The sequence below is a fragment of the Exiguobacterium sp. ZWU0009 genome, assembly GCF_000798935.2.
Lineage (GTDB): Bacteria > Bacillota > Bacilli > Exiguobacteriales > Exiguobacteriaceae > Exiguobacterium_A > Exiguobacterium_A acetylicum.
This window is the reverse complement of sequence record NZ_CP018057.1, coordinates 1,084,170-1,103,929: the sequence shown is the minus strand read 5'-3', so window position 1 is coordinate 1,103,929 and position 19,760 is coordinate 1,084,170. Positions and strand designations below refer to the sequence as shown.

The 19,760-nt window shown below is 48.1% G+C and carries 22 protein-coding genes; 1 reads left to right on the top strand and 21 read right to left on the bottom strand.

Features of this window, described 5'->3' with window-relative positions:
* Positions 1–26 precede the first annotated feature (26 nt).
* From L985_RS05645 to L985_RS05570, 16 genes are all read right to left on the bottom strand, one after another.
* Entirely contained in the window at positions 27–1,259 is a 1,233-nt protein-coding gene (locus L985_RS05645) for a competence/damage-inducible protein A (protein WP_047391066.1), read from the bottom strand.
* A 71-nt stretch (positions 1,260–1,330) separates the two neighbouring features.
* Complete coding sequence (pgsA, locus tag L985_RS05640; protein ID WP_029341196.1) at positions 1,331–1,909, bottom strand: CDP-diacylglycerol--glycerol-3-phosphate 3-phosphatidyltransferase; 579 nt, start codon at positions 1,907–1,909, stop codon at positions 1,331–1,333.
* 64 nt (positions 1,910–1,973) lie between these two features.
* Complete coding sequence (locus L985_RS05635) at positions 1,974–2,873, bottom strand: helix-turn-helix domain-containing protein (RefSeq protein WP_029341195.1); 900 nt, start codon at positions 2,871–2,873, stop codon at positions 1,974–1,976.
* Between the two features lie 27 nt (positions 2,874–2,900).
* On the bottom strand, positions 2,901–3,683 hold the full coding sequence (locus L985_RS05630) for a DUF3388 domain-containing protein (protein WP_023467698.1): 783 nt from the start codon (positions 3,681–3,683) through the stop codon (positions 2,901–2,903).
* 94 nt (positions 3,684–3,777) lie between these two features.
* Positions 3,778–4,482 carry an elongation factor P 5-aminopentanone reductase gene (ymfI, locus tag L985_RS05625; RefSeq protein ID WP_029341194.1) on the bottom strand — a complete coding sequence of 235 codons (705 nt, stop codon included), beginning with the start codon at positions 4,480–4,482 and terminating at the stop codon, positions 3,778–3,780.
* Entirely contained in the window at positions 4,482–5,753 is a 1,272-nt protein-coding gene (gene yfmH / locus L985_RS05620; RefSeq protein ID WP_231925706.1) for an EF-P 5-aminopentanol modification-associated protein YfmH, read from the bottom strand. The genes ymfI and yfmH overlap by 1 nt, the downstream gene beginning before the upstream one ends.
* The gene (gene yfmF / locus L985_RS05615; RefSeq protein WP_029341192.1) at positions 5,750–7,003 is read right to left on the bottom strand and encodes an EF-P 5-aminopentanol modification-associated protein YfmF; all 1,254 of its coding nucleotides are present in this window, start codon (positions 7,001–7,003) and stop codon (positions 5,750–5,752) included. The genes yfmH and yfmF overlap by 4 nt, the downstream gene beginning before the upstream one ends.
* Complete coding sequence (locus L985_RS05610) at positions 7,000–7,551, bottom strand: cob(I)yrinic acid a,c-diamide adenosyltransferase (protein WP_029341191.1); 552 nt, start codon at positions 7,549–7,551, stop codon at positions 7,000–7,002. Before L985_RS05610 ends, yfmF begins: the two co-directional genes overlap by 4 nt.
* A gap of 33 nt (positions 7,552–7,584) precedes the next feature.
* A complete protein-coding gene (locus L985_RS05605) occupies positions 7,585–9,312 on the bottom strand; it encodes an ATP-binding protein (RefSeq protein ID WP_047391064.1) in 1,728 nt (575 codons plus the stop codon).
* Between the two features lie 2 nt (positions 9,313–9,314).
* Positions 9,315–10,031, bottom strand: a complete 717-nt coding sequence (locus L985_RS05600) for a response regulator transcription factor (RefSeq protein WP_023467692.1) — start codon at positions 10,029–10,031, stop codon at positions 9,315–9,317.
* Positions 10,032–10,202: 171 nt separating this feature from the next.
* On the bottom strand, positions 10,203–11,369 hold the full coding sequence (ccsB, locus tag L985_RS05595; protein ID WP_029341189.1) for a c-type cytochrome biogenesis protein CcsB: 1,167 nt from the start codon (positions 11,367–11,369) through the stop codon (positions 10,203–10,205).
* On the bottom strand, positions 11,366–12,913 hold the full coding sequence (resB, locus tag L985_RS05590) for a cytochrome c biogenesis protein ResB (protein ID WP_029341188.1): 1,548 nt from the start codon (positions 12,911–12,913) through the stop codon (positions 11,366–11,368). Before resB ends, ccsB begins: the two co-directional genes overlap by 4 nt.
* Before the next feature lie 22 nt (positions 12,914–12,935).
* Complete coding sequence (gene resA / locus L985_RS05585; RefSeq protein WP_023467689.1) at positions 12,936–13,526, bottom strand: thiol-disulfide oxidoreductase ResA; 591 nt, start codon at positions 13,524–13,526, stop codon at positions 12,936–12,938.
* A gap of 126 nt (positions 13,527–13,652) precedes the next feature.
* On the bottom strand, positions 13,653–14,414 hold the full coding sequence (locus tag L985_RS05580; RefSeq protein ID WP_023467688.1) for a pseudouridine synthase: 762 nt from the start codon (positions 14,412–14,414) through the stop codon (positions 13,653–13,655).
* On the bottom strand, positions 14,414–14,986 hold the full coding sequence (scpB, locus tag L985_RS05575) for an SMC-Scp complex subunit ScpB (RefSeq protein ID WP_023467687.1): 573 nt from the start codon (positions 14,984–14,986) through the stop codon (positions 14,414–14,416). Before scpB ends, L985_RS05580 begins: the two co-directional genes overlap by 1 nt.
* Complete coding sequence (locus L985_RS05570; RefSeq protein ID WP_023467686.1) at positions 14,976–15,731, bottom strand: segregation/condensation protein A; 756 nt, start codon at positions 15,729–15,731, stop codon at positions 14,976–14,978. Before L985_RS05570 ends, scpB begins: the two co-directional genes overlap by 11 nt.
* Before the next feature lie 92 nt (positions 15,732–15,823).
* On the opposite strand from L985_RS05570, the gene L985_RS05565 reads away from it, so the two are divergent.
* Positions 15,824–16,288: a DUF309 domain-containing protein gene (locus L985_RS05565; RefSeq protein WP_029341187.1), complete on the top strand. Its 465-nt coding sequence runs from the start codon at positions 15,824–15,826 to the stop codon at positions 16,286–16,288.
* Positions 16,289–16,305: 17 nt separating this feature from the next.
* Here L985_RS05565 and L985_RS05560 read toward each other — a convergent pair whose 3' ends face one another.
* From L985_RS05560 to L985_RS05540, 5 genes are all read right to left on the bottom strand, one after another.
* Entirely contained in the window at positions 16,306–16,653 is a 348-nt protein-coding gene (locus tag L985_RS05560) for a GNAT family N-acetyltransferase (protein WP_029341186.1), read from the bottom strand.
* 152 nt (positions 16,654–16,805) lie between these two features.
* Positions 16,806–17,333 carry a type 1 glutamine amidotransferase domain-containing protein gene (locus L985_RS05555; protein WP_029341185.1) on the bottom strand — a complete coding sequence of 176 codons (528 nt, stop codon included), beginning with the start codon at positions 17,331–17,333 and terminating at the stop codon, positions 16,806–16,808.
* Between the two features lie 97 nt (positions 17,334–17,430).
* Complete coding sequence (locus L985_RS05550; protein ID WP_023467682.1) at positions 17,431–17,868, bottom strand: peptidylprolyl isomerase; 438 nt, start codon at positions 17,866–17,868, stop codon at positions 17,431–17,433.
* A gap of 103 nt (positions 17,869–17,971) precedes the next feature.
* Positions 17,972–18,976 (bottom strand): S66 family peptidase, encoded by a 1,005-nt coding sequence (locus tag L985_RS05545; protein ID WP_047391056.1) that lies wholly within the window; start codon positions 18,974–18,976, stop codon positions 17,972–17,974.
* Positions 18,977–19,059: 83 nt separating this feature from the next.
* Positions 19,060–19,704: a hypothetical protein gene (locus L985_RS05540; RefSeq protein WP_148662010.1), complete on the bottom strand. Its 645-nt coding sequence runs from the start codon at positions 19,702–19,704 to the stop codon at positions 19,060–19,062.
* Positions 19,705–19,760 lie beyond the last annotated feature (56 nt).

Sequence of the window (19,760 nt, the reverse complement as noted above, 5' to 3'; positions counted from 1 at the left end):
GCATACTTGCACTTTGACCATTTTTCTCACTCTGGTGCTTTTTCGAGATGTTTCAGTAGAAGGAAATAGGTATCCTTGACGGCGCGCAGGCGAATCATGCCTCGATCGAACGATGGATATTGCCATTCGACAATCCGTGTTCCATGTGCGTCCGCAATAGCACAATAGACCGTTCCGATCGTTTTTCCGCTGTTGCTCGTCGGACCTGCTTCCCCCGTCAAGGCAACAGCGATGTCCGATTGATAAAGGCTTCGTGCTCCTTCTGCCATCGCGATCGCCACCTCTTTACTGACTGCCGTATGTTCTTTTAAAAGCTCTTCTGGTACCGACAGTACGGCTTGCTTCGCTGCGTCATCATAGACGACGGCGCTCCCACGCAATACTTGACTCGCACCGCTGACATCAACGAGACCACTTGCGACGGCTCCTCCCGTCAGTGATTCGGCGAGCGAAAGTGTCAATCCTGCTTCTTGATACCGTTTTAGGACAACTTCCGGCAGACTCGTCTCCCCATATCCATAAAAGTACATGCCGACTTCAGCAAGGACGTGTTGTTCGAGTTCATCGAGCATACGATCGGCTTCCTGTTGATCGAGTGCTTTAGCCGTCAGGCGTAACCGGACTTCAGCGAGCTCCGCATACGGTGCGACCGATGGATTCTTCGCCTCCTTGATCAACGTTTCCAGACGGTCATTTAAAGCTGATTCCCCGATTCCGAAGAATCGTAACGTCCGAGAACGGATCGTTTCTTGACCGAACAGATGACTGAAGTGATCTTTGAGGATTTGCTTCATCTCGCGTGGCACACCAGGTAAGACGATATATTGGTGGTGTTCCGTCTGAACCGACATACCGGGTGCAAGTCCTGCATCATTACGTAAAACCGTCGCTCCTTCGATGACGAGAGCTTGTTTTCGTTCATTGATCGTCATTTCCCGTTGACGTGTCTTTAAGAACCCTTCGATTCGCTCGTACGCCGCTTGATCGAGAACGAGATCACGTCCGAGGAGATCAGCGAGCACTTCTTTCGTCAAATCGTCTTCCGTCGGTCCGAGACCACCTGTGATGACAAGGAGTTCTGCCCGTTGTTGTGCCTGACGGAATGTCTCTTGCATCCGCTCATGATTGTCACCGACGACTGTATGATAATGAACGTCAATTCCGGCACTCGCTAACCATTCGGAAAGGTACTGTGCATTCGTGTTCGCGATTTCTCCAAGGAGGAGTTCGCTTCCGACTGCGATGATTTCTGCTTTCATGTTGATTCCTCACCTTCTTGAAGTATAAGAAAAGACTGTTCGGTATGACGAACAGTCTAAATTGATCCATCTTACATGGATTTCGTAATTAACTTAATGTTTTTAGCGAAATATTCGACACCTGAGTAGATCGTCAAAATCAAAGCAAGCCACATCGTAATATCTGCGAACGGAATATTCCACATCGCAAAGATGATATCGTGCAACAAGTATGCCGTAATTGATGTCAGCTGAACCCATGTTTTTGCTTTGCCAGAGTTTCCAGCAGCAAGGACGATCCCTTCGTCAGATGCGACGAGACGAAGACCTGTGACTGCGAACTCTCGACAGAGAATGATGACGACGATCCATGCTGCGACGAATCCAAGTTCCACCAAGTAGACAAGAGCAGCTGCAACTAACATCTTATCGGCAAGTGGATCCATGAATTTTCCAAAGTTCGTCACTAGTTTTTGTTTGCGGGCGATATACCCATCGAGCCAGTCCGTCAGTGAAGCAACAAGGAAGATGATAGCTGCAACGAAGTGTGAGACGGGAAGTTCAGCTCCCAGCACATCCCACTGTCCCCAGTTCGGATCAATCGCAAGTACGATGACGAACACGGGAATTAATAAAACGCGTAATACTGTCAATTGATTCGGTAAGTTCATGTAACGCCCTCCTCCTTCATTTCGTATGTAGATGACCATGTCATCTAAAAGAAGGCACGCCGGATTACGGCGTGTCTACTTTCTTCAAATAGATATTTTGGACGAGAAGCGAACGGTTCAGTTTCAGTTCTTGGTCATTGACGACGATTTTATCAATTCCTTTAATCGAACCAATCCGGATCCGGATCAAGTCCGTCTTCGCGTCCTTCACGACGATCGGATTTGGATCCGATGCATTGATGTGATCTGGCGCAAGTGCTTCTCCTTCAAGTGATGTATCACGCACACCAACGAATGGCGATGGAGATGCATCTTTCTTGATTTGAATCGAGACATTCATCGTATCCTTCGTTGCTACTTCATACGTGACATCTTGACCAGATGTCGACTTCACAGCAAGTGCCTCTTTTTTAGGTTCTTCTTTTGTTTCTTCTTGTTTCGCCGGTTCTTCCTTCGGCTCTTCTTCGGTCTTCGCAGGCGCATCCGTTTCCTTGCTCGGTGCGTCTCCTTGATCGATCGTCACATCATTTTGTTTCGGCGCGGACGTCTTCGCCTCTTCGTTACCGTCGAGGAACGTCTGCAGACCATAATACAAGGCAGCACCGATTGCAAAGATCAATACGATGATGATGATGTTCGGAATCCAACGTTTCGCAACACTCTTTTTAGGAGCACTGGATTTCGAATACGTCGCTCGTCGCGACAGTTCGACGACCGGCTGTGCTTCCGGTTCTGGAAGATCACGCTTGTAGGTCGTAAAGACTTCATCAACGTCAAGACCGAGTGCTTCCGCATATGTCTTGATGAAGGCACGGGCATAGAATGCACCCGGTAATTGATCGTAATTGCCTTCTTCAATCGCGACGATATAACGCTTTTGAATCTTCGTCGTCGTTTGAATTTGTTCGAGAGAGACACCAAGTGCCTCCCGTTGTTCCTTTAAGTAGGTTCCGAGCTCGGTCATCGGTAACACACCTTCCATTTTTCATACTTATTCAAAGTTGAACCAATCATTTCCACCATGGGAACGAGGCAGTTCAGTCACAATGATTTCTTCAGTCGTGTTGCGTAATTCAATGATGTAATCAAAATCATCCCACGTATATTCACTTGATTTGACGAAAGCGTCCGGATGCTCGACAATTTTTGTCGCTGGTAGTCGCATGACTTCGCGCAGGATTTGCCAGTGCCGTTCATCGAAATTTCGTTGCGATACTAAGGCATCGATGATATAGACATAATCACCGGTCCGCTCGTCGTCGAACAACGATGTTCGCACTGTCTGTTTGATTAATGTCGATGACAAGAACAGCCATTTCTTATTCGCACTGACGCTTGCTGCGACGATCGATTCCGTCTTCCCGACTCGCGGCATGCCACGGACACCAATCAACAAGTGACCATCCTGTTTACACAGTTCTGCCATGAAATCAACGAGAATCCCTAAGTCTTCTCGAACGAAGCGGAACGTCTTTCGCTCATCACTACTTTGATCGATATAACGACCGTGTCGAATCGCAATTCGGTCACGGAGCTTTGGTTTTCGTAGTTTGATGACCTCAATGGTTGACATCGTCTTGAGAATAGCGGCGAGTCGTGGAATTTGATCCGGTTGTTTCGTTTGCAGTAACATACCACGTCGTTGATGATCAACACCATTGATCGTCACGATCGAAATATGTAACATTCCCATCAACGAAGCAATGTCCCCGAGTATACCGGGACGGTTGACCTTTAATTCATATTCGAGATACCATTGCTCGAACTCACTCACGCGCCCATCCTCCTCTATCAATACGATTATCCATTCCTCATGTTAAATGATTTTTTGAAAAATGAAAAGCATTCCTGAACTGAAATTCCAATGCTTACATCCACGCACCATCTATTTTCAGGATGGCTCCCGACACATAACTTGACTCGGGTTGCACTAAGTAACAGATGGCAGAAGCCACTTCTTCTACTTTCCCGAATCGACCAGCAGGAATTTCAGCGATTGCTTGTTCCTTTTCATCTTCCGAGAAAATCGCGTTCATCGGTGTGTCAATCCATCCCGGTGTGATCGCATTGATACGTCCGTACATCGGTCCAAGTTCCTTGCTGTATGCTTTGACGAATCCGAGCTGTGCCGCCTTGCATGTCGAATAGACAACTTCACCCGCGACACCTTGTTCCCCTAACACACTACTGATGACGACGATCGCAAGCTTCGACGTAAACGGTTTCGTCCGTGTCACGGTTTGGCTGATGCGCATCAACGCCTCGACGTGGATTTTCCAAAGTTCGTGCATTGATGTTGCCGATTGATCGAGCAACAAACCGCTATAACTCGTTCCGGCACAATGGACGAAGGCATCAACGACAGGTAATGCCGCACAAAATGCCTGCAAGTCCTCCTCATCCGCTAAATTCGCAGTCAAGATGTGGTGCTCTCCTTGCCACTCCTCTATCATCCGTTCCAAAACAGCGTGCTGTCGATACGTCTGAAGCACCAATTCATGTCCGGCGGCAGCGAGTTGTTTTGCTGCCGCAAGACCAATGGCGCCACTCGCACCGGTAATGAGAATTCGCATCACGCGTACGGTTTGACGATTGAGATCGCCCGGTTTTCAATGGCGAACAACTCGTCGAAACGGGCTTCAATCTCTTCTTTCGTAATCGAAGCAATCAACGTCGGAAGCGTGAACAAGTTCGTACCGGCAAGTGCGTGACGCGAGAACTGGTTCGCGATGAATTCTGGTGAATTCAAGGCACGGAGGAACTTCCCTTGCATCATGTTCCGCTTGCGCGTGACTTCATCTTCCGTAAAGTCAGGACGCGTTTGCAGAAGTGTCTCATACGCTTGGATGAACTTATCTGGATCTTCTGTCTCCATCCCGAACGTCGCGAATGCGAACTCTTCCTCACTTGAGTAATCAAAGCTGAACGTATCGTCAATCAAACCGTCTTCATACAGTTCCAAATACGTCGATGATGTTTGATCGAACAAGAGGTGTAACAGGAGTTCACTCGTTAATTCACGACGGACTTGTGCCTCGCTGCGAAGCGATTCGTCCTTATAACCGATTAATACCTTAGGTGTCTTGACGTCGAGCTCGAGTTCAAAACGCGGACGATGTACGCCATGCGGTTCTTGACCATAGTCCCGCTCGATTGCCGGACGATCCGTATAGTCTTTCTTAGCCTGATTCGCCTTGATCAATGCCAGTGTCTCTTCCGGATCAATGTTTCCGACGACGAACAACACCATGTTCGATGGATGATAGAACGTACGGTAGCACGTGTACAGGTCATCGGCTGTGATTTGATTGATCGATTCCGGAGTTCCCGCGATATCGATCCGGACTGGATGCGTCGCATACATCGATTCAATCAGACCGAAGAACAAGCGCCATCCCGGATTATCTTGATACATCTGGATTTCCTGCGTGATGATCCCCTTCTCTTTTTCAACGCTTTCCGGCGTGAAGTAAGGATCTTGTACGAAATCAATCAACGTCTCGAGATTTTGTTCGATTAATGACGTCGCTGAGAACAAATACGCCGTCCGCGAGAACGAGGTAAAGGCGTTCGCTGAGGCACCAAGACGACCAAACTCTTGGAAGACATCACCTTTTTCGGATTCGAACATCTTATGCTCAAGGAAATGGGCGATGCCGTCCGGTACCGTGATCCATTCCTCTCCTTTTTTGAATCGTTGATCAATCGAACCATAACGTGTCGTAAACGTCGCATACGTCTTTTCGTATCCTTTTTTTTGCAGTAGGTAGACGGAGAGCCCGTTATCAAGCTGCTCATGGTATACCGTTTCGTCTGTATCGTGATAGGTCAGTTGTTCCATCATGCTTCACCTCGCAATAGATATACGGCATCAAGATCGATTGCCGCTGCTAATCGAACGACGTCTTCACGTGTCGCCGTCTCAATGATATGAATTTCATCTTCAAGTGTCAGTCCACGCATCTTCGAACCATTCAACCAGCCGATCAATTGACCCGGCTGATCAAGGATTTGACGACGCGCATTGATCAGCATCGCCTTCGTCTGTGTCAATTCTTCATCCGTGAACTGTCCTGCTTTCAAATCAACGAGTTGTTCCAAGATGATCTTTTCGGCACGTTCCGCTTCTTTTGTGTCGACCCCTGCATAAACATAGAGTGCACTGTTCAGTGCCGCGTAACGTGAGGCCGCATAATACGCGAGGCTCTCTTTTTCACGGACATTCATAAACAGTTTTGAATGGGGGAAGCCACCGAATAGACCATTGACGATTTGCATCCGAATCGAGTCAGCAGATGTCGGATCGACCGCTACCCGGTAACCGAGATGCAATTTGCCTTGTTTGATCGGTTGCGTTTCACTCGACCGTTTCACGCCATTGACTGGTTTTTGGGCCGGAATGTAATGGCTGATCTTTTCAGAATGCGATGGCAAGAAGGACAACGCATCTTCCATCTCCTCCTTCGTCACATGTCCGACGACGAAGACATCAATCCGATCGTCTTCGATCATCGAACGGTATGTATCACGCAAGGATGACGGGGTGATCTGTTCGAGTTCTTCGAGTGTTCCGAGGGATGGCAACGCGACGGCTTCACCTGGTGCCATTAATTCAAGAAGACGTTGCTGGGCGTAGCGCATTTTATCGTCATATAGCGAACTAATCCGTAAGGCATGCAGTCGTTTTTCTTGTTTGACGAACTGTTCACGGAAACCACCTTCCGTCAAATCTGGATACAGCACCATTTGCTCGAGCAATTCGAGTGCTTCTTTTAACAACGACGGATGATGAACGAGTTCTCCCCGGACGACATCGAGTTGGAACGAGATGACGTGCTCTTCTCCGAACTTCGACGCGTCCGCATAAAGTCCCGCATCATATAATGTTTCAAGTGGTTCACGTAATGCTTTCATCGACGGATAAGCGGCTGTCGATTTTTCCATGATATACGGTAGGATTGCACGGCTTGTCAGCGTCTTCGCTTCTAACGGTGCTGAAAATGTGACGAGAATCGTCGTCGTCTTGAATTTATCAGTCGGAACGAGATGAAAGCTCGTTCCTTCCTTTTTCCATGTGCTAAATGACTGACTCATTGCTCTCCATCCTTTCGTTTGAATACATGCGCACTGCGGACATATTCAATATCTGCTTTTTGTTTGACGGCATTCTCGTAACGGGCTGCTGTAAAGAAGAAGTCACTGAGTCGGTTGATGAACGGTAACAAATGAGCGGCTTGAGGGACATCGATCATCGAACGTTCCACACGACGACAGACCGTCCGTGCCACGTGTAATGTTGCAGCTGCTTCCGTTCCACCGGGCAAGATGAACTTATCGAGCGGCGGCGATAACTCCGTTAATGTGTCGATCCAACTTTCTAAATCAACCGTCGCTTCTTGACTCAAGCGTGACGGGCGTGGTTCAACATACATCAAGTCACTACCACAATCGAATAAGGCGTGCTGGATCACTGTCAGTTGTTCCCGCACCTCGATTGATGATGCTTTCGTCCGGGCAAGTCCAACGAAACTGTTCAATTCGTCGAGTTCTCCCATCAAGCTAATCAAACGATCATTTTTTTTGACTCTCCCACCAACGAGGGATGTTTCTCCTTCGTCACCAGACTTCGTGTAAATTTTCATTTTTCATTCACTCCTATAGCGAAAGGAAGCGACTCATAATGTTCGCTTCCCTTGTTTTTTCGGTAATCGGATCCGGAAGGTCGCTCCCTCACCCAAGCGGCTGTCGACTTCGACTTCACCACCATGAGCTCGGACGACATTCGCCACGATTGCAAGACCGATTCCTGTACCTGTCTTGCCACGTGTCCGCGCTTTATCGGCTTTATAAAAGCGGTCAAAGACGAACGGTAGATCTTCTTCTGGGATTCCGTCACCCGAATCAATGACGGATAATGTAATGTTTTCCCTATCTTCATCAATCTTAATCTTGATTTCACCGTTCTCCGTGTAGCGCAAGGCGTTACCGAGGAGATTCGTCAACACTTGTTCCATCTGATCCGGATCGGCGTCAAATATGATATTCGGACCTGAAACTGAGAACGTGACCTGCTTATCGCGTCCCATCTGTTTGAACTTCTTGATAACTCGTTGTGCAAAGGAGACCGCTTCGATGGCTTCGATCCGTAACTCCTGATACCCCGCTTCCATCCGTGCGAGATCAAGTAAATCATTGACAAGACGTGACAGACGTTGTGATTCATCATAAATGATTGAGGCGAATTCTTTCGTCGCCTCATCACTTTCGGTCATCCCGTCGACGATTGCTTCCGAATACCCTTGCAGCATGACGAGTGGCGTCCGCAGTTCATGACTGACGTTCGCGACGAAGTCGGCACGCATCTTTTCGAGTTGTTGCGCTTCCGTCATATCACGCAGGACGGCGACCGCTCCAATCTGTTCTTCTTGTTCGAGTAACGGACTGACGATGATGATGTAGAAACGTCCCTCTCGTTCGAAGGACACGGTCATCTCCGTCTCTTCCTGCATGACCGTCTGGAACAGTTCGATCAGTTCGTCTGGTACCGGAGAACCTGCGAGGAATGCCTCTGCCGGTGGATTCGTCGCGAGGAGTTCGCCTGATTTCGAGAACGTCAGCACGCCATCTGCCATACAGCGCAGAATCGAGGAAAGCAAGTGCCGTTCCTTATCGAGATCCGTGACATATTGATTGAGTTGACTACTCATTTCATTGAACGCAAGCGCTAAGTCACCGATCTCATCACGCGAACGTTGCGTCAGGCTCTGATCAAACTTTCCTTCACCGGCCTCAACGACAGCTTGACGAATCGTCCGCAGTGGTGCTGTGATTCGTGTCGAGAGGAAGAAGGCAAAGACGGTCGTTCCAATGATCGCTAACAGGACACAGAGTTGGATGATCTGACGTGCTCCCTCATTCGCCTGTTCGATGTTCGTCAACTGCTCGATCAAGTAGATTGTTCCGTTACCACTGTCCGTAATGAGCGGTGCCCGATACGCGAGTGCCGCCTTTCCATCGAAGGTCTCATAGTTGCCGATCGCCGTCTCGCCTTCTTCACCGTCAATTGCTTTCCAGTTCTGACGTTCGAGTTCCTTGATGATCCGGTTCGCCTTCGCTTGTGAGATGTTCGCTTCGACGGAATCGTCCTGCGTCTTTGCGATCAGTGTCGCGCCGTAAATATCCGTGATTTCAACAGCAGTACTCGACCCTTCCTCGATGCCGGAGTGCGCCTGAAAGACGGTCTCGACTTGTTGACCGAGCTTTGCCAAGTGCCCCCGCTCCTGTTCGATATGAAACGAGTTGAAAAATTCAAGTAACAAGATCGTCAAGGCGATCAAGACGACCGAAACGAGTAACAGAATCGTTCCCCATAGTTTGATGACAACGCTTTGCAACCATTTCATCGTCAGGTCGGACTATTCTCGAACTTGTATCCGACACCCCAGACCGTCGTGATCATTTGAGCGGCGTTCGGAGACAAACGATTCAGCTTTTCACGCAGACGTTTGACGTGTGTATCGACCGTCCGCAGATCCCCGAAGAATTCATAGTTCCAGACTTCCTTGAGTAGTTGTTCCCGCGAGAATACCTTATCCGTTTGTTTTGCTAAGAAATACAGGAGTTCGTATTCTTTTGGTGTTAAATTGACTTCTTGTGATTCAACCGTCACGCGGTGGGCATCATTGTCGATCGTCAAGTGTGGGAAGACGATGACATCTTTTGTTTTCGCATCCGTGTGGAGGAATTTCGTCGCACTTGCCCGACGAAGGATCGCTTTGACACGCAAGACGACTTCGCGTGGGCTGAATGGTTTGACGATATAATCATCTGCCCCCATCTCAAACCCATGGACGCGGTTCGTCTCTTCGCCTTTTGCCGTCAACATGACGATTGGCGTCGCTTTCGTTTTCCGCAGTTCTTCACAGACTTGCATCCCGTCCATCTTTGGCATCATCAAGTCGAGGAGAATGACATCGTATTCTGTCTCAAGCGCCATTTCAAGCGCCGTTTCTCCATTGTCTGCTTCCTCGATCGTGAAATTTTCCCGCTCCAGATACATCTTCAACAGGCGACGAATCCGTTCTTCATCGTCGACGACTAAAATACGTGCTTCTTCTGACATGCTGTCTCCTCCTATGAACTAAACTCTACTCCTCTATCCTACTACTCTTTTAGTATACTATGAAACGAAAAGAATGGCTTGCTCTGGCTGATTTCTCCGAAAAGGCACACTTCGATCGGACGAATACGAAAAAGCAGCGGACCGTTTCCGGATCCGCTGCTTGTTTTTTTCTTATGCGTAAGAGTGTAATCCTGCTACGACCAGGTTAACGAAGACGAGGTTGAACATGATGACAGCAAATCCGCCAACACATAACCAAGCTGATTTTTTACCAATCCAACCACGCTGGATGCGCATATGGAGATAAAAGACGTAGAAGAGCATCGTAATGAGTGCCCATACCTCTTTCGGATCCCAGCCCCAGTAACGGCTCCATGCCATTTGCGCCCAGATCATCGCGAAGATCAGACCGCCAAGGATGAAGATCGGAAGACCAATCGCAACAGAACGATAGCTGATCTCATCTGCTGTCTCAAGATCGATCTTACGCGCGATCGGCTTCAAGCTCTCAGCAAGACGCTTGCGAAGAATGACGAAGCGAAGCAAGACGTATAAGACGACGCCGCCGATGATCGACCATAAGACCGTGTTGACTTTGTTCGCATTCAAGAAATTCGGTAATTCAATGACGGCACCTGAACCCGATAAGACTTTCCCGCCTTCAGGACCTGTCAAGACTGGCATCGCATAGTCATGCGTCATCGTTGCACCGTTTTTCGCCACGTATTCGATCGTCGACGCAGAACCTGTTGCTTTGAACAACAGCCCAACTAAGATGTAACCGACTACACATGCGAGCGAGAACATGACGACTTCGAGCCACGTCCGTGTTTTCGATTCCTTGCTGAAATCCGTCGCGTGAATCAGATACAATAATCCGGTCGCGAAGCTGACGGCAAGAATCCCTTCGCCGAGCGCTGCCGTCGTGACGTGGATTTTGAGCCAAACACTTTGTAGTGCTGGGATCAACGGTTGGACTTCATCCGGAAACATCGACGCATAAGCGATGACGAGCAATGCAACTGGCATCGCAACCAAACCGAGGACATTGTTTTTGTAGATGGCATAAACGATCAAGAAACCAAGCACCATCATCATGCCGAAGAATGTCGTGTATTCATATAAGTTCGAAACTGGAACGTGCCCAGCTCCAGCCCAGCGCGTGAAGAAATATCCGAGCTGCGCGAGGAAACCGATGATCGCAAGCGTAAAGGCGATTTTACCAGAACGCGTCGGTCCTTTTTTACCACTCGTCGCTACAGCGAAGAATCCTGTACTGACGAGGTAGACGATGAATGATGTAAGGAGCAGGTTACTGCTCAACTGAAGCAAATTCATTTAGCTTCCCCCTCTTCCCGCAACTTTTGTCGATCCTCAAGTTCTGGCAGACCGACTTCCGTCAACGCGAGATTGGCTTCCTTTTGGAGCCCCAATGCATTTTTGTTCGTAAATCCAGCAATCTGGATTCGACCGTTCTTCTCTTTGAGCCAGAGACGACGGTGCGGCCAGTACATCCCGATCAATAGACCTGCCATGAAGATGATACCACCTGCAAACAGGAACGGTAGCGTCAGATCTTTTTTAATCCGGACACCCGAGATGTTCGAGAGCTCCGTACCGGCGAATGCCATCTTGTACTGGTTCTCATCTCCACCAACATTAAGTTTGATCCCAATCAAACTCCGTTCACCTTTCGGATGTTCCGGTGACTTGATGCTGAAGACGAAGGCTGGATTGACTGGACGTCCCGAGTTCGTCGTTGGCTGACCATCTTTGACGACGAAGTCCGGAAGGAAGTCCTTCAGTTCGACTTCATATCCATCTTTTAAAGCATATGTTTCTTTCGGATCACGCAAGTCGACCTTGATCGTATCGACGACTTTGTCCGTCTTCTGGTTGACGATATTAAACGACATCGTCTTGAATTCCGGATCTGCCGCGTACTGTTCCTGGAAGACTTGATAATCATCGAATTCGAATGGGCGGTTGACTGCCGTCTCACCTGACTTGATTTCTTCAAGCTCCGGTTTGAAATCGGATGTTTCGCCGACTTTCTTGTACAGCGTCATCTTCGTATCATAGTTCTTCGGTACGTTTCCGCCTGCTGCTTCAAGTGATTTCTTGAACTTCGCATCGACCTTCTCAGGATCATAGAATTCGATGTTGAACGCTTCATTTTTCAAGTAGTACTGGTTATCCGTCGCCTCGATCGGCAACGTCTCTCCTTCACGGAGCCAAAGCAATTCATCTTCGTGCATGCCTGGTACGACTCGAAGCATCGCACCACCGAAGAATAAGACGAGTCCGATGTGATTGATGTATGGACCCCATCGTCCGAAACGTTGCTTTTCAGCTAAAAGTGCCCCGTCTTGTCGACGGATTTTATAGCCTTTTTTCTCAAGCAACGGTGCGATCGCATCGATTTTTTTGACATCGCCAGTCGCTTCCGCGCCAAATCGCTGACCGTTCATGAAACGGTCCGACTGGATGACCGGTTGTTTCTTCAGTGCTCGGTAGAGCGGGAAGAATCGGTCAATCGATACGATGATGATCGAGAGTAATAAAAGCGTGATCAATCCGATATACCACCATGATTCAAACAGATTATGGAATCCTAACGTATAGTAGATGTCACCAGCCGTGCCGTATTCCTTTTGATAAAACTCTTCTGGTGGTGTTGCCTGTGGAATATACATCTCCTGCGGGAAGATCGTTCCGACCCCGCTCGCGATGATGATCAAGGCAATCAACCATAACCCGACCTTGACGGACGAGAAGAACGTCCATGCTCGGTCAATCCAAGATGGATTTTTACGTTTCGATCGAAGCTCCGCTTCCTCGTAACGCATATCCAGTTGTTTGAAATCTTCTTGCTCCTGCATCCTTAAATCCCCCTTCGATGCGTTACTCGTTCGCCTTCTTCACCATCTCTTCGAGCTTCGCTTGATCAATCTCACCTTCATACTTCTCGACGACTTCACCCTTTTTATTGATGATGAACGTCACAGGTAAGTTGTAGATCCCGTAAGCCTTCTCGACCGAACTGTTCGTATCCATGAGAATCGGATAGTCCGTTCCGCCAATATCCTTGATGAAGCTTGAGACACGAACTGGTGTTTCACCGACATTGACCGCTACGAAATTGACGCCCTGGTCTTGCATCATCTGATAGTTGTCATTGATCAATGGCATCTCTTTCTTACATGGTTCACAGAATGTTCCCCAGAAATTGAGTAAAAGTCCTTTTCCTTTATACTCGTCCATCGAGTGCTGTTTCTCACCATATAGATCAACGAGTGCGAAACCAGGGGCATCATCGCCTGCCATGACACGACCGTTTTTATCACGTGTCGCTTGATCGACGAATTGCATGATGACGACTGCTCCGGCGAACAAAACGATCGTCATGATCATTAGACGCCAGAAGGAGCGTTTTTTCTTTTTTTGCTGGGCCGCTGCTAAGCGTTCTTCCGGATTTTGTTTCGTTTTTTTCATATTTTACCGCCTCCACCCATATTGTACTTGAAATCGCTTTACCGTTGACAAAATGTGAAATTCGTTAATCGTTTTGTCACAAAAAAAGAAAACTCAACCCGGAGGATGAGCTTCTCGCTTTACAAATTAACGTTTTTTTGTGTTCTTACGTCTTTTCGTAGGTGGAGCGGCTGGATCCGCTAGCTCACGCAATTGATTGACTTCTTTTTTTGAAAGTTCACGCCACTCGCCAGAAGTAAGACCTGCCAGTGTCAAGAAACCGAACTGTTCACGTTTCAACTTCAAGACTTCCGAACCGAGTGTCTCGACCATTTGACGGACTTGGCGGTTATGCCCTTCGTAGATGACCATTTCAAGAATCGCCGTATTTTTCTTCTTATCGATATCTCGCATCTCGACACGTGCTTTACCTGTCTTGAAACCATCCGGTAAGACGACACCTTTTTCAAGACCTTTGACGTGGAAGTATTCTGGCACACCTTTGATTTTGACGATGTAGCGCTTCGGTACCTTATATTTCGGATGAAGCAACAGGTTCGAGAATTCACCGTCGTTCGTCATTAAAAGAAGACCGCTCGTATTATAGTCGAGTCGACCGACTGGGAAGACACGGTGTCCGGGTGGTACGAGATCAACGACCGTCTTACGTCCTTTATCGTCTTCAACCGTCGAGACGACACCTGTTGGTTTATAGAGCATGTAATAGACGTGCTCTTCACGCTCAAGCTTAACGCCGTCTACTTCGACTTCTGCACGTGCTCCGACTTTCGTTCCAAGCTCCGTGATGACTTTTCCATTGACCTTGACGCGACCTGCTGTGATCAATTCCTCTGCTTTACGCCGCGAAGCGACACCTGCTTGTGCGATGATTTTTTGTAACCGTTCCATTAATTCACTCTCTCCTCTAATGAAGGATCATTCCGGAAGAAGAGATCTCCATCCGATTCGAACGTTTCTTCGAACTCGAGTGGCGGTAACTCTTCAATACTGTTTAGACCAAAATGGTCCAGGAAATGATCCGTCGTTTTATACAATTTTGCGCGACCGACGCCTTTGGCGCGTCCCGCCTCTTCAATTAAACCTTTTGCACTTAACGTATGGATGACACGCTCCGTCTTCACACCACGAACGACTTCGATGTCAGCACGTGTGACAGGTTGTTTGTATGCGATGATGACGAGTGTCTCCATTGCCGCTCGAGACAAGGAATCTTCTGCGAGCGAACCGGCATATGCCTGAATATACGGCGACATTTCTTTTCGTGTCACCATTTTAAAGACACCACCCGACTCCACGATTTGGAGCACACGCTGCTCTGCTTCGAATGTCGTTTGAAGAGCCAGCAACTGTTCACGTGCTGCCGCTTCACTGATCTCTAGCGCTTGACTGAGACCACGTGGATCGATCCCATCGTCTCCGACGACGAATAACAGGCTCTCAATGATTTGTTCATACGCCAATCTGACTCTCCTCCTTCACCATGCTCCGCAATAGGATATCATCGGTCATCTGTTCACAATCAATGACCCGTTGCTTGACAAGCTCAAGAACAGCGAGGAAACTGACGACTAGTTCTTCGACCGTCGGTTGCTCCGCAAAAAAGCCGAAGAATGTCGTACGCTCCCGTGTCGCGACGTACCGGGCAACGGACTCCATCTGTTGCTCGAGTGAACGTTCTTCTCGTTTGACCGTCTTCGAACGACGTACCTTCCAAGCTTCACGTTGGCGCATTTTTTCATAGGCACGTAATAAATCACTCAGAGATAACGTACCATTATACTCTTGTGCATCCGTGTCGAGATAACGCATCAAATCCTCTGGTTGTTTCGAGAACAGCTCAAGGCGTGCCTCTTCCTTTTCTTTCAGGACGAGTGCTGCTTCCTTATATGCTTTATACTCGATCAACTGTTGAATCAGACCTTCTCGTGTCGGTTCTTCCTCGAAATCAGGAATCTCATCGTATTCCGTCTGTTCGATCGGCAAGAGTTGTTTGCTTTTCAGTTGCAACAGCGTCGCTGCCATGACAAGATATTCACTAGCAACATCTAGTTCAAGATGCTGCATCGCACGGATATAGGACACATATTGATCCGTCACCATGGAAACGGATATATCATAAATATCGATTTCTAATTTACCAACCAAGTGTAACAGCAAGTCCAGCGGGCCTTCAAACGCATCCATCTTTACACTGTATGATTCCATGATTCTCCCTGCCCATCAACGTTTTTTGCGCCTTAGTATACCATACAACTGGTGGGTTCGACTATGTTATATTCAAAGGAAGAGGTGATTCCATGAATCCGATTGAACGATTCGTATTTGAATTCAACATCCGGCACGATTACTTCGAGTGCCATGAAATTTTAGAGGAAGTCTGGCAAGAAGGACAACGTCAGGACGAGGCGCTTGTCGGTCTGATCCAGCTGGCCGTCGCCCGCTATCATCATCGTCGCAATAACCAATCCGGTGCACAACGGACGTACAGTAAGGCATTCGATAAGATCGAACGCCACCGAGCAGCGCTTATCACGTCTGGTATCGATGTCTCACGCCTACTCGATCATCGCGATCACTTCACAGATCCGGTCTATCGACACATCCCGTTACCTGTCTTCTCGGACGTCATCCGAACCGTCGCACTTGAAGCGACAGCACCTGATCTCGATTATGTGACGCATAAACACCGTTTGCGCGATCGTACGGACGTCGTCACGGCACGACAAGAAGCGCTACAAAACCGAAGAGACCGGTCCATTTAAGCCATGGACCGGTCTTTTTATTGATTTTTCCATTTGTCGACAAGGCGTTGCGTCTCTTCGGTCGCACCCGTAATATCCGTTCGAAGAAGCTTAGTTGCTTCATCCAGTAAGAGATACGACATCCGTTCTCCCCGGAATGACGGCGATAAGGCGATATGTTTCAATTCAGCATGGCCATCCATTAATTGAAACCCGATGACACCAACGAAATCCTCATCTTGTTTGTACAAATACAAGCGTTGGTCTTCTTCCTGTTCATAGGCTTGAACCGTTTCAAGCAAATACTTCGGATCCTTCACTTCGCACGAAAAGGCGATCAGCCCCATCGCGGTCCGTTCATTCAACTTCTTATATTTTACTAGCATGTGATTCTACACCTTCCTAATTTCAACAACTCTCAGGAGCATGAACGACTGAGACTCATTCATTCTACACCTTCTCACACCGAATTACTGCATTTTTTTCATAATCCACTAAAAATGCAGGAGTCCGTCTCGTGACGTCCCCTGCATCTGAGTCATGCTTGTTCTTCCATCACTTGGATGAAGGCACGCATGTAGTCTGGTAGATCGGGCGGACGACGACTCGAGACGATATGCCCGTCGACGACGACTGCTTCATCGTGCCAAATCGCACCTGCATTCGTCATATCATCCTTGATTCCTGGCGTACTCGTGACGTTGACACCTTTTAAGATGCCTGCAGAGATCAGCACCCAACCAGCGTGGCAGATTTGACCGATCGGTTGCTTGTTCTGGTCAAAATGACGCACCATATTCAGAACGGAGTCAAAGCGACGTAACAAATCGGGTGACCAACCACCCGGAACAAGAATCGCATCATATTCCGACGGGTTGATCTCATCGAACGTCTTATTTGATTTAATCGGGACACCATACTTCCCGATGTACGTCTCATCCGCCTTCTCTCCGACGATATCGACGATTGCCCCTTCTTCACGTAAACGATGGACAGGATACCATAATTCTAAATCCTCGAAGTCATTGCTGACGACTTGGATGATTCGTTTTCCTTCTAAACGCATGACAAACACTCCTTTTCGAGTTGAGTTCCCTTACTGATTGTACCCGGATCTAAAAAAAGAAAAACTCCTCTTCGAACGTTCGAAGAGGAGCAAGAACTTACGCTTCGACGCGGATTTCTTTGATGCCAGCGCCTTGCTTCATTTTTTGTGCATGTTCGAGACCTGAAGTCACTTGTCCGAAGACCGTGTGTACGCCGTCGAGGTGCGGTTGTGGCTCGTGTACGATGAAGAATTGGCTTGATCCTGTGTTACGACCAGCGTGTGCCATCGAGAGTGAACCCGCTTTGTGTTTGTGTGGGTATGATGTTGACGTTTCACAAGGAATCGTTTTTCCTGAACCGCCTGTACCGTTTCCGATTGGGCATCCGCCTTGTGAGACGAAGCCTGGGATGACACGGTGGAAGTTCAATCCATCGTAGAAGTTCGAGTTCGCAAGGTTTTCGAAGTTTTCAGTCGTGATCGGTGCTTCATCGTTGAACAATTCGAATTCGATTTTATTTCCATCTTCTAATAAGATATGACCAGTTTTTTGCATGTTTGACCAACCTTTCGTGCTTTTCAGCAGGAGATTCGTCACGATTCGAGATCGTGATTCCATGGTACAGTGTACCAAATTTCAGGGCGTCGTGCAGACCTTTTTACTCGACAGCCGCCTCTAATACATCGAGTGTGACCGAATCCGTTGCTTCGACACGAATCTGAATTCCATTCGCCAGTGTCGCAACAGGATCCGTATGTCCGAAGTCCGCATCGAGAATGATTGGGAAATCATAGCCCCGCGTCGCACGCAGAATGATGTCTTTGAGCGGAAATTCCGGATCAAAATCGACTTTGCGTGGGAAACGTCCGACGACGAGTGCCGCAATCTTGTCATACGCACCCATGTGTCGTAATTGCGTGAAATAGCGGTCAATCGTTTCCGGTGACTCACTTTCGTCATCCTCGAGCATCAAGACGACACCGTCAAACGATGGCAAGTATGGTGTTCCTGCAAGCAGTAAAAGTGTTCCCGTGTTCCCCGTCAAAATCGGTCCTTCTGCAACGCCTGTCTTAACGATCGTATATCCCGCGTTCACTTGATGTTCCCGTCTTCGGTCGTCCGCGACATCCCAGCGTAAGATTTCGTCCGTCCACTCTTCAGACGCTTCGATCCGACCGATTGGCTCCGTCTGCATGAACGTACGGTTAAACGACTCTTCCGTATACGGATCAAGACCATCGAATTGACCAAACTGTGTCAGTAGCGCGGGTCCGACGAAAGTCGTCAGTCCTGTCTGCTGGTAGATGCCAGCAAACAGTGCTGTGATGTCACTGAAGCCCACAAAGATCTTTGGATTGTTCCGAATCAATTCATAATCGAGTTCGTCGAGCAACTGGTGCGAGTTAAACCCACCGATCGTCGAGATGATCGCTTTGATCGATGGATCAGCGAACGCCATATGTAAGTCTTGCAGCCGTTCGCCGATCGTTCCTGCCGTATGACTATGAACAGCCGTTGCGTTCGGCATCAAGACGACCTCGAAGCCCATTTTTTCAAGTGTTGCGATACCGCGGGCGAGACGACGCGGTACGTATGCTGCGATAGCAGACGCCGGCGAGACGATGGCAATCTTATCCCCTTTTTGTAAGCGTGGTGGTTTCATGAGAGTTCCCCCTTTTTCATTACAAGTATTCCCAGTATAACAAATTGAATAGGAACCGCGTACTCTCATTTTTTCCATCCATTTTACAGCTTTACGAAGAGCGAATCTCCGTTCTCAAGCAATTCTCCTTTTTCCGAAACATAATCGACCTTGACTGTCATATGTTGAAGAATCTTTTGTTCGCGCAACGACTTTGCCCACGCTGTGACCTGCGCTTTATCCTGTTCGTGTCGCTTACGTGGAACGTCCACTAAGAGCGTCGGAGCGACTTCCTTCCGTAAATAAGCCTTTGAATCAAAACGCGCGTCACCTAGCTGCTGTATTTTATCGTTGTCATAAAGTACGGTCACGCTCAATTGATTGTTCAGTTGTTCGAGAGTCGGCGACGGAATCCGTTGCTCTAACCGATCTTCCCAAAGTGCCGCATGATACGTATCGACGAACTTTCCAGACTCCTTCTGTTGATAGACGAAAAACTCGGTATTCGTTTTTTCATCGACTGCTCGCGCTGCATACTCAAACGAATAATTTCCCATATTGTCGTAAATACTACCGGTCACCTTTGCTTCCGGAAGGTGCTTTTCTAAGTATGTCTTTGCTTTTTGTTGTACTTCAGCCTCTTTCGTTCCATCTGACTCCATGTCCTTTGTAAAAGCGTACGTCATCATCAATGCGCCGCCTCCGATAACTCCAACTAAACTGGCAACTACTATGAACCAACGTTTCACACGATCGCTCCTCTGCATATATCCATATTTTTACACTTTTGATTTTATCATAAAAA

Excerpts from the sequence above, each read along its gene's own strand:
- L985_RS05645 (WP_047391066.1), bottom strand. The coding sequence starts at position 1,259 with ATGAAAGCAGAAATCATCGCAGTCGGAAGCGAACTCCTCCTTGGAGAA.
- pgsA (WP_029341196.1), bottom strand. The coding sequence starts at position 1,909 with ATGAACTTACCGAATCAATTGACAGTATTACGCGTTTTATTAATTCCC.
- L985_RS05635 (WP_029341195.1), bottom strand. The coding sequence starts at position 2,873 with ATGACCGAGCTCGGAACCTACTTAAAGGAACAACGGGAGGCACTTGGT.
- ymfI (WP_029341194.1), bottom strand. The coding sequence starts at position 4,482 with ATGCGAATTCTCATTACCGGTGCGAGTGGCGCCATTGGTCTTGCGGCA.
- yfmH (WP_231925706.1), bottom strand. The coding sequence starts at position 5,753 with ATGATGGAACAACTGACCTATCACGATACAGACGAAACGGTATACCAT.
- yfmF (WP_029341192.1), bottom strand. The coding sequence starts at position 7,003 with ATGAGTCAGTCATTTAGCACATGGAAAAAGGAAGGAACGAGCTTTCAT.
- L985_RS05610 (WP_029341191.1), bottom strand. The coding sequence starts at position 7,551 with ATGAAAATTTACACGAAGTCTGGTGACGAAGGAGAAACATCCCTCGTT.
- L985_RS05605 (WP_047391064.1), bottom strand. The coding sequence starts at position 9,312 with ATGAAATGGTTGCAAAGCGTTGTCATCAAACTATGGGGAACGATTCTG.
- L985_RS05600 (WP_023467692.1), bottom strand. The coding sequence starts at position 10,031 with ATGTCAGAAGAAGCACGTATTTTAGTCGTCGACGATGAAGAACGGATT.
- ccsB (WP_029341189.1), bottom strand. The coding sequence starts at position 11,369 with ATGAATTTGCTTCAGTTGAGCAGTAACCTGCTCCTTACATCATTCATC.
- resB (WP_029341188.1), bottom strand. The coding sequence starts at position 12,913 with ATGCAGGAGCAAGAAGATTTCAAACAACTGGATATGCGTTACGAGGAA.
- resA (WP_023467689.1), bottom strand. The coding sequence starts at position 13,526 with ATGAAAAAAACGAAACAAAATCCGGAAGAACGCTTAGCAGCGGCCCAG.
- L985_RS05580 (WP_023467688.1), bottom strand. The coding sequence starts at position 14,414 with ATGGAACGGTTACAAAAAATCATCGCACAAGCAGGTGTCGCTTCGCGG.
- L985_RS05570 (WP_023467686.1), bottom strand. The coding sequence starts at position 15,731 with ATGGAATCATACAGTGTAAAGATGGATGCGTTTGAAGGCCCGCTGGAC.
- L985_RS05565 (WP_029341187.1), top strand. The coding sequence starts at position 15,824 with ATGAATCCGATTGAACGATTCGTATTTGAATTCAACATCCGGCACGAT.
- L985_RS05560 (WP_029341186.1), bottom strand. The coding sequence starts at position 16,653 with ATGCTAGTAAAATATAAGAAGTTGAATGAACGGACCGCGATGGGGCTG.
- L985_RS05555 (WP_029341185.1), bottom strand. The coding sequence starts at position 17,333 with ATGCGTTTAGAAGGAAAACGAATCATCCAAGTCGTCAGCAATGACTTC.
- L985_RS05550 (WP_023467682.1), bottom strand. The coding sequence starts at position 17,868 with ATGCAAAAAACTGGTCATATCTTATTAGAAGATGGAAATAAAATCGAA.
- L985_RS05545 (WP_047391056.1), bottom strand. The coding sequence starts at position 18,976 with ATGAAACCACCACGCTTACAAAAAGGGGATAAGATTGCCATCGTCTCG.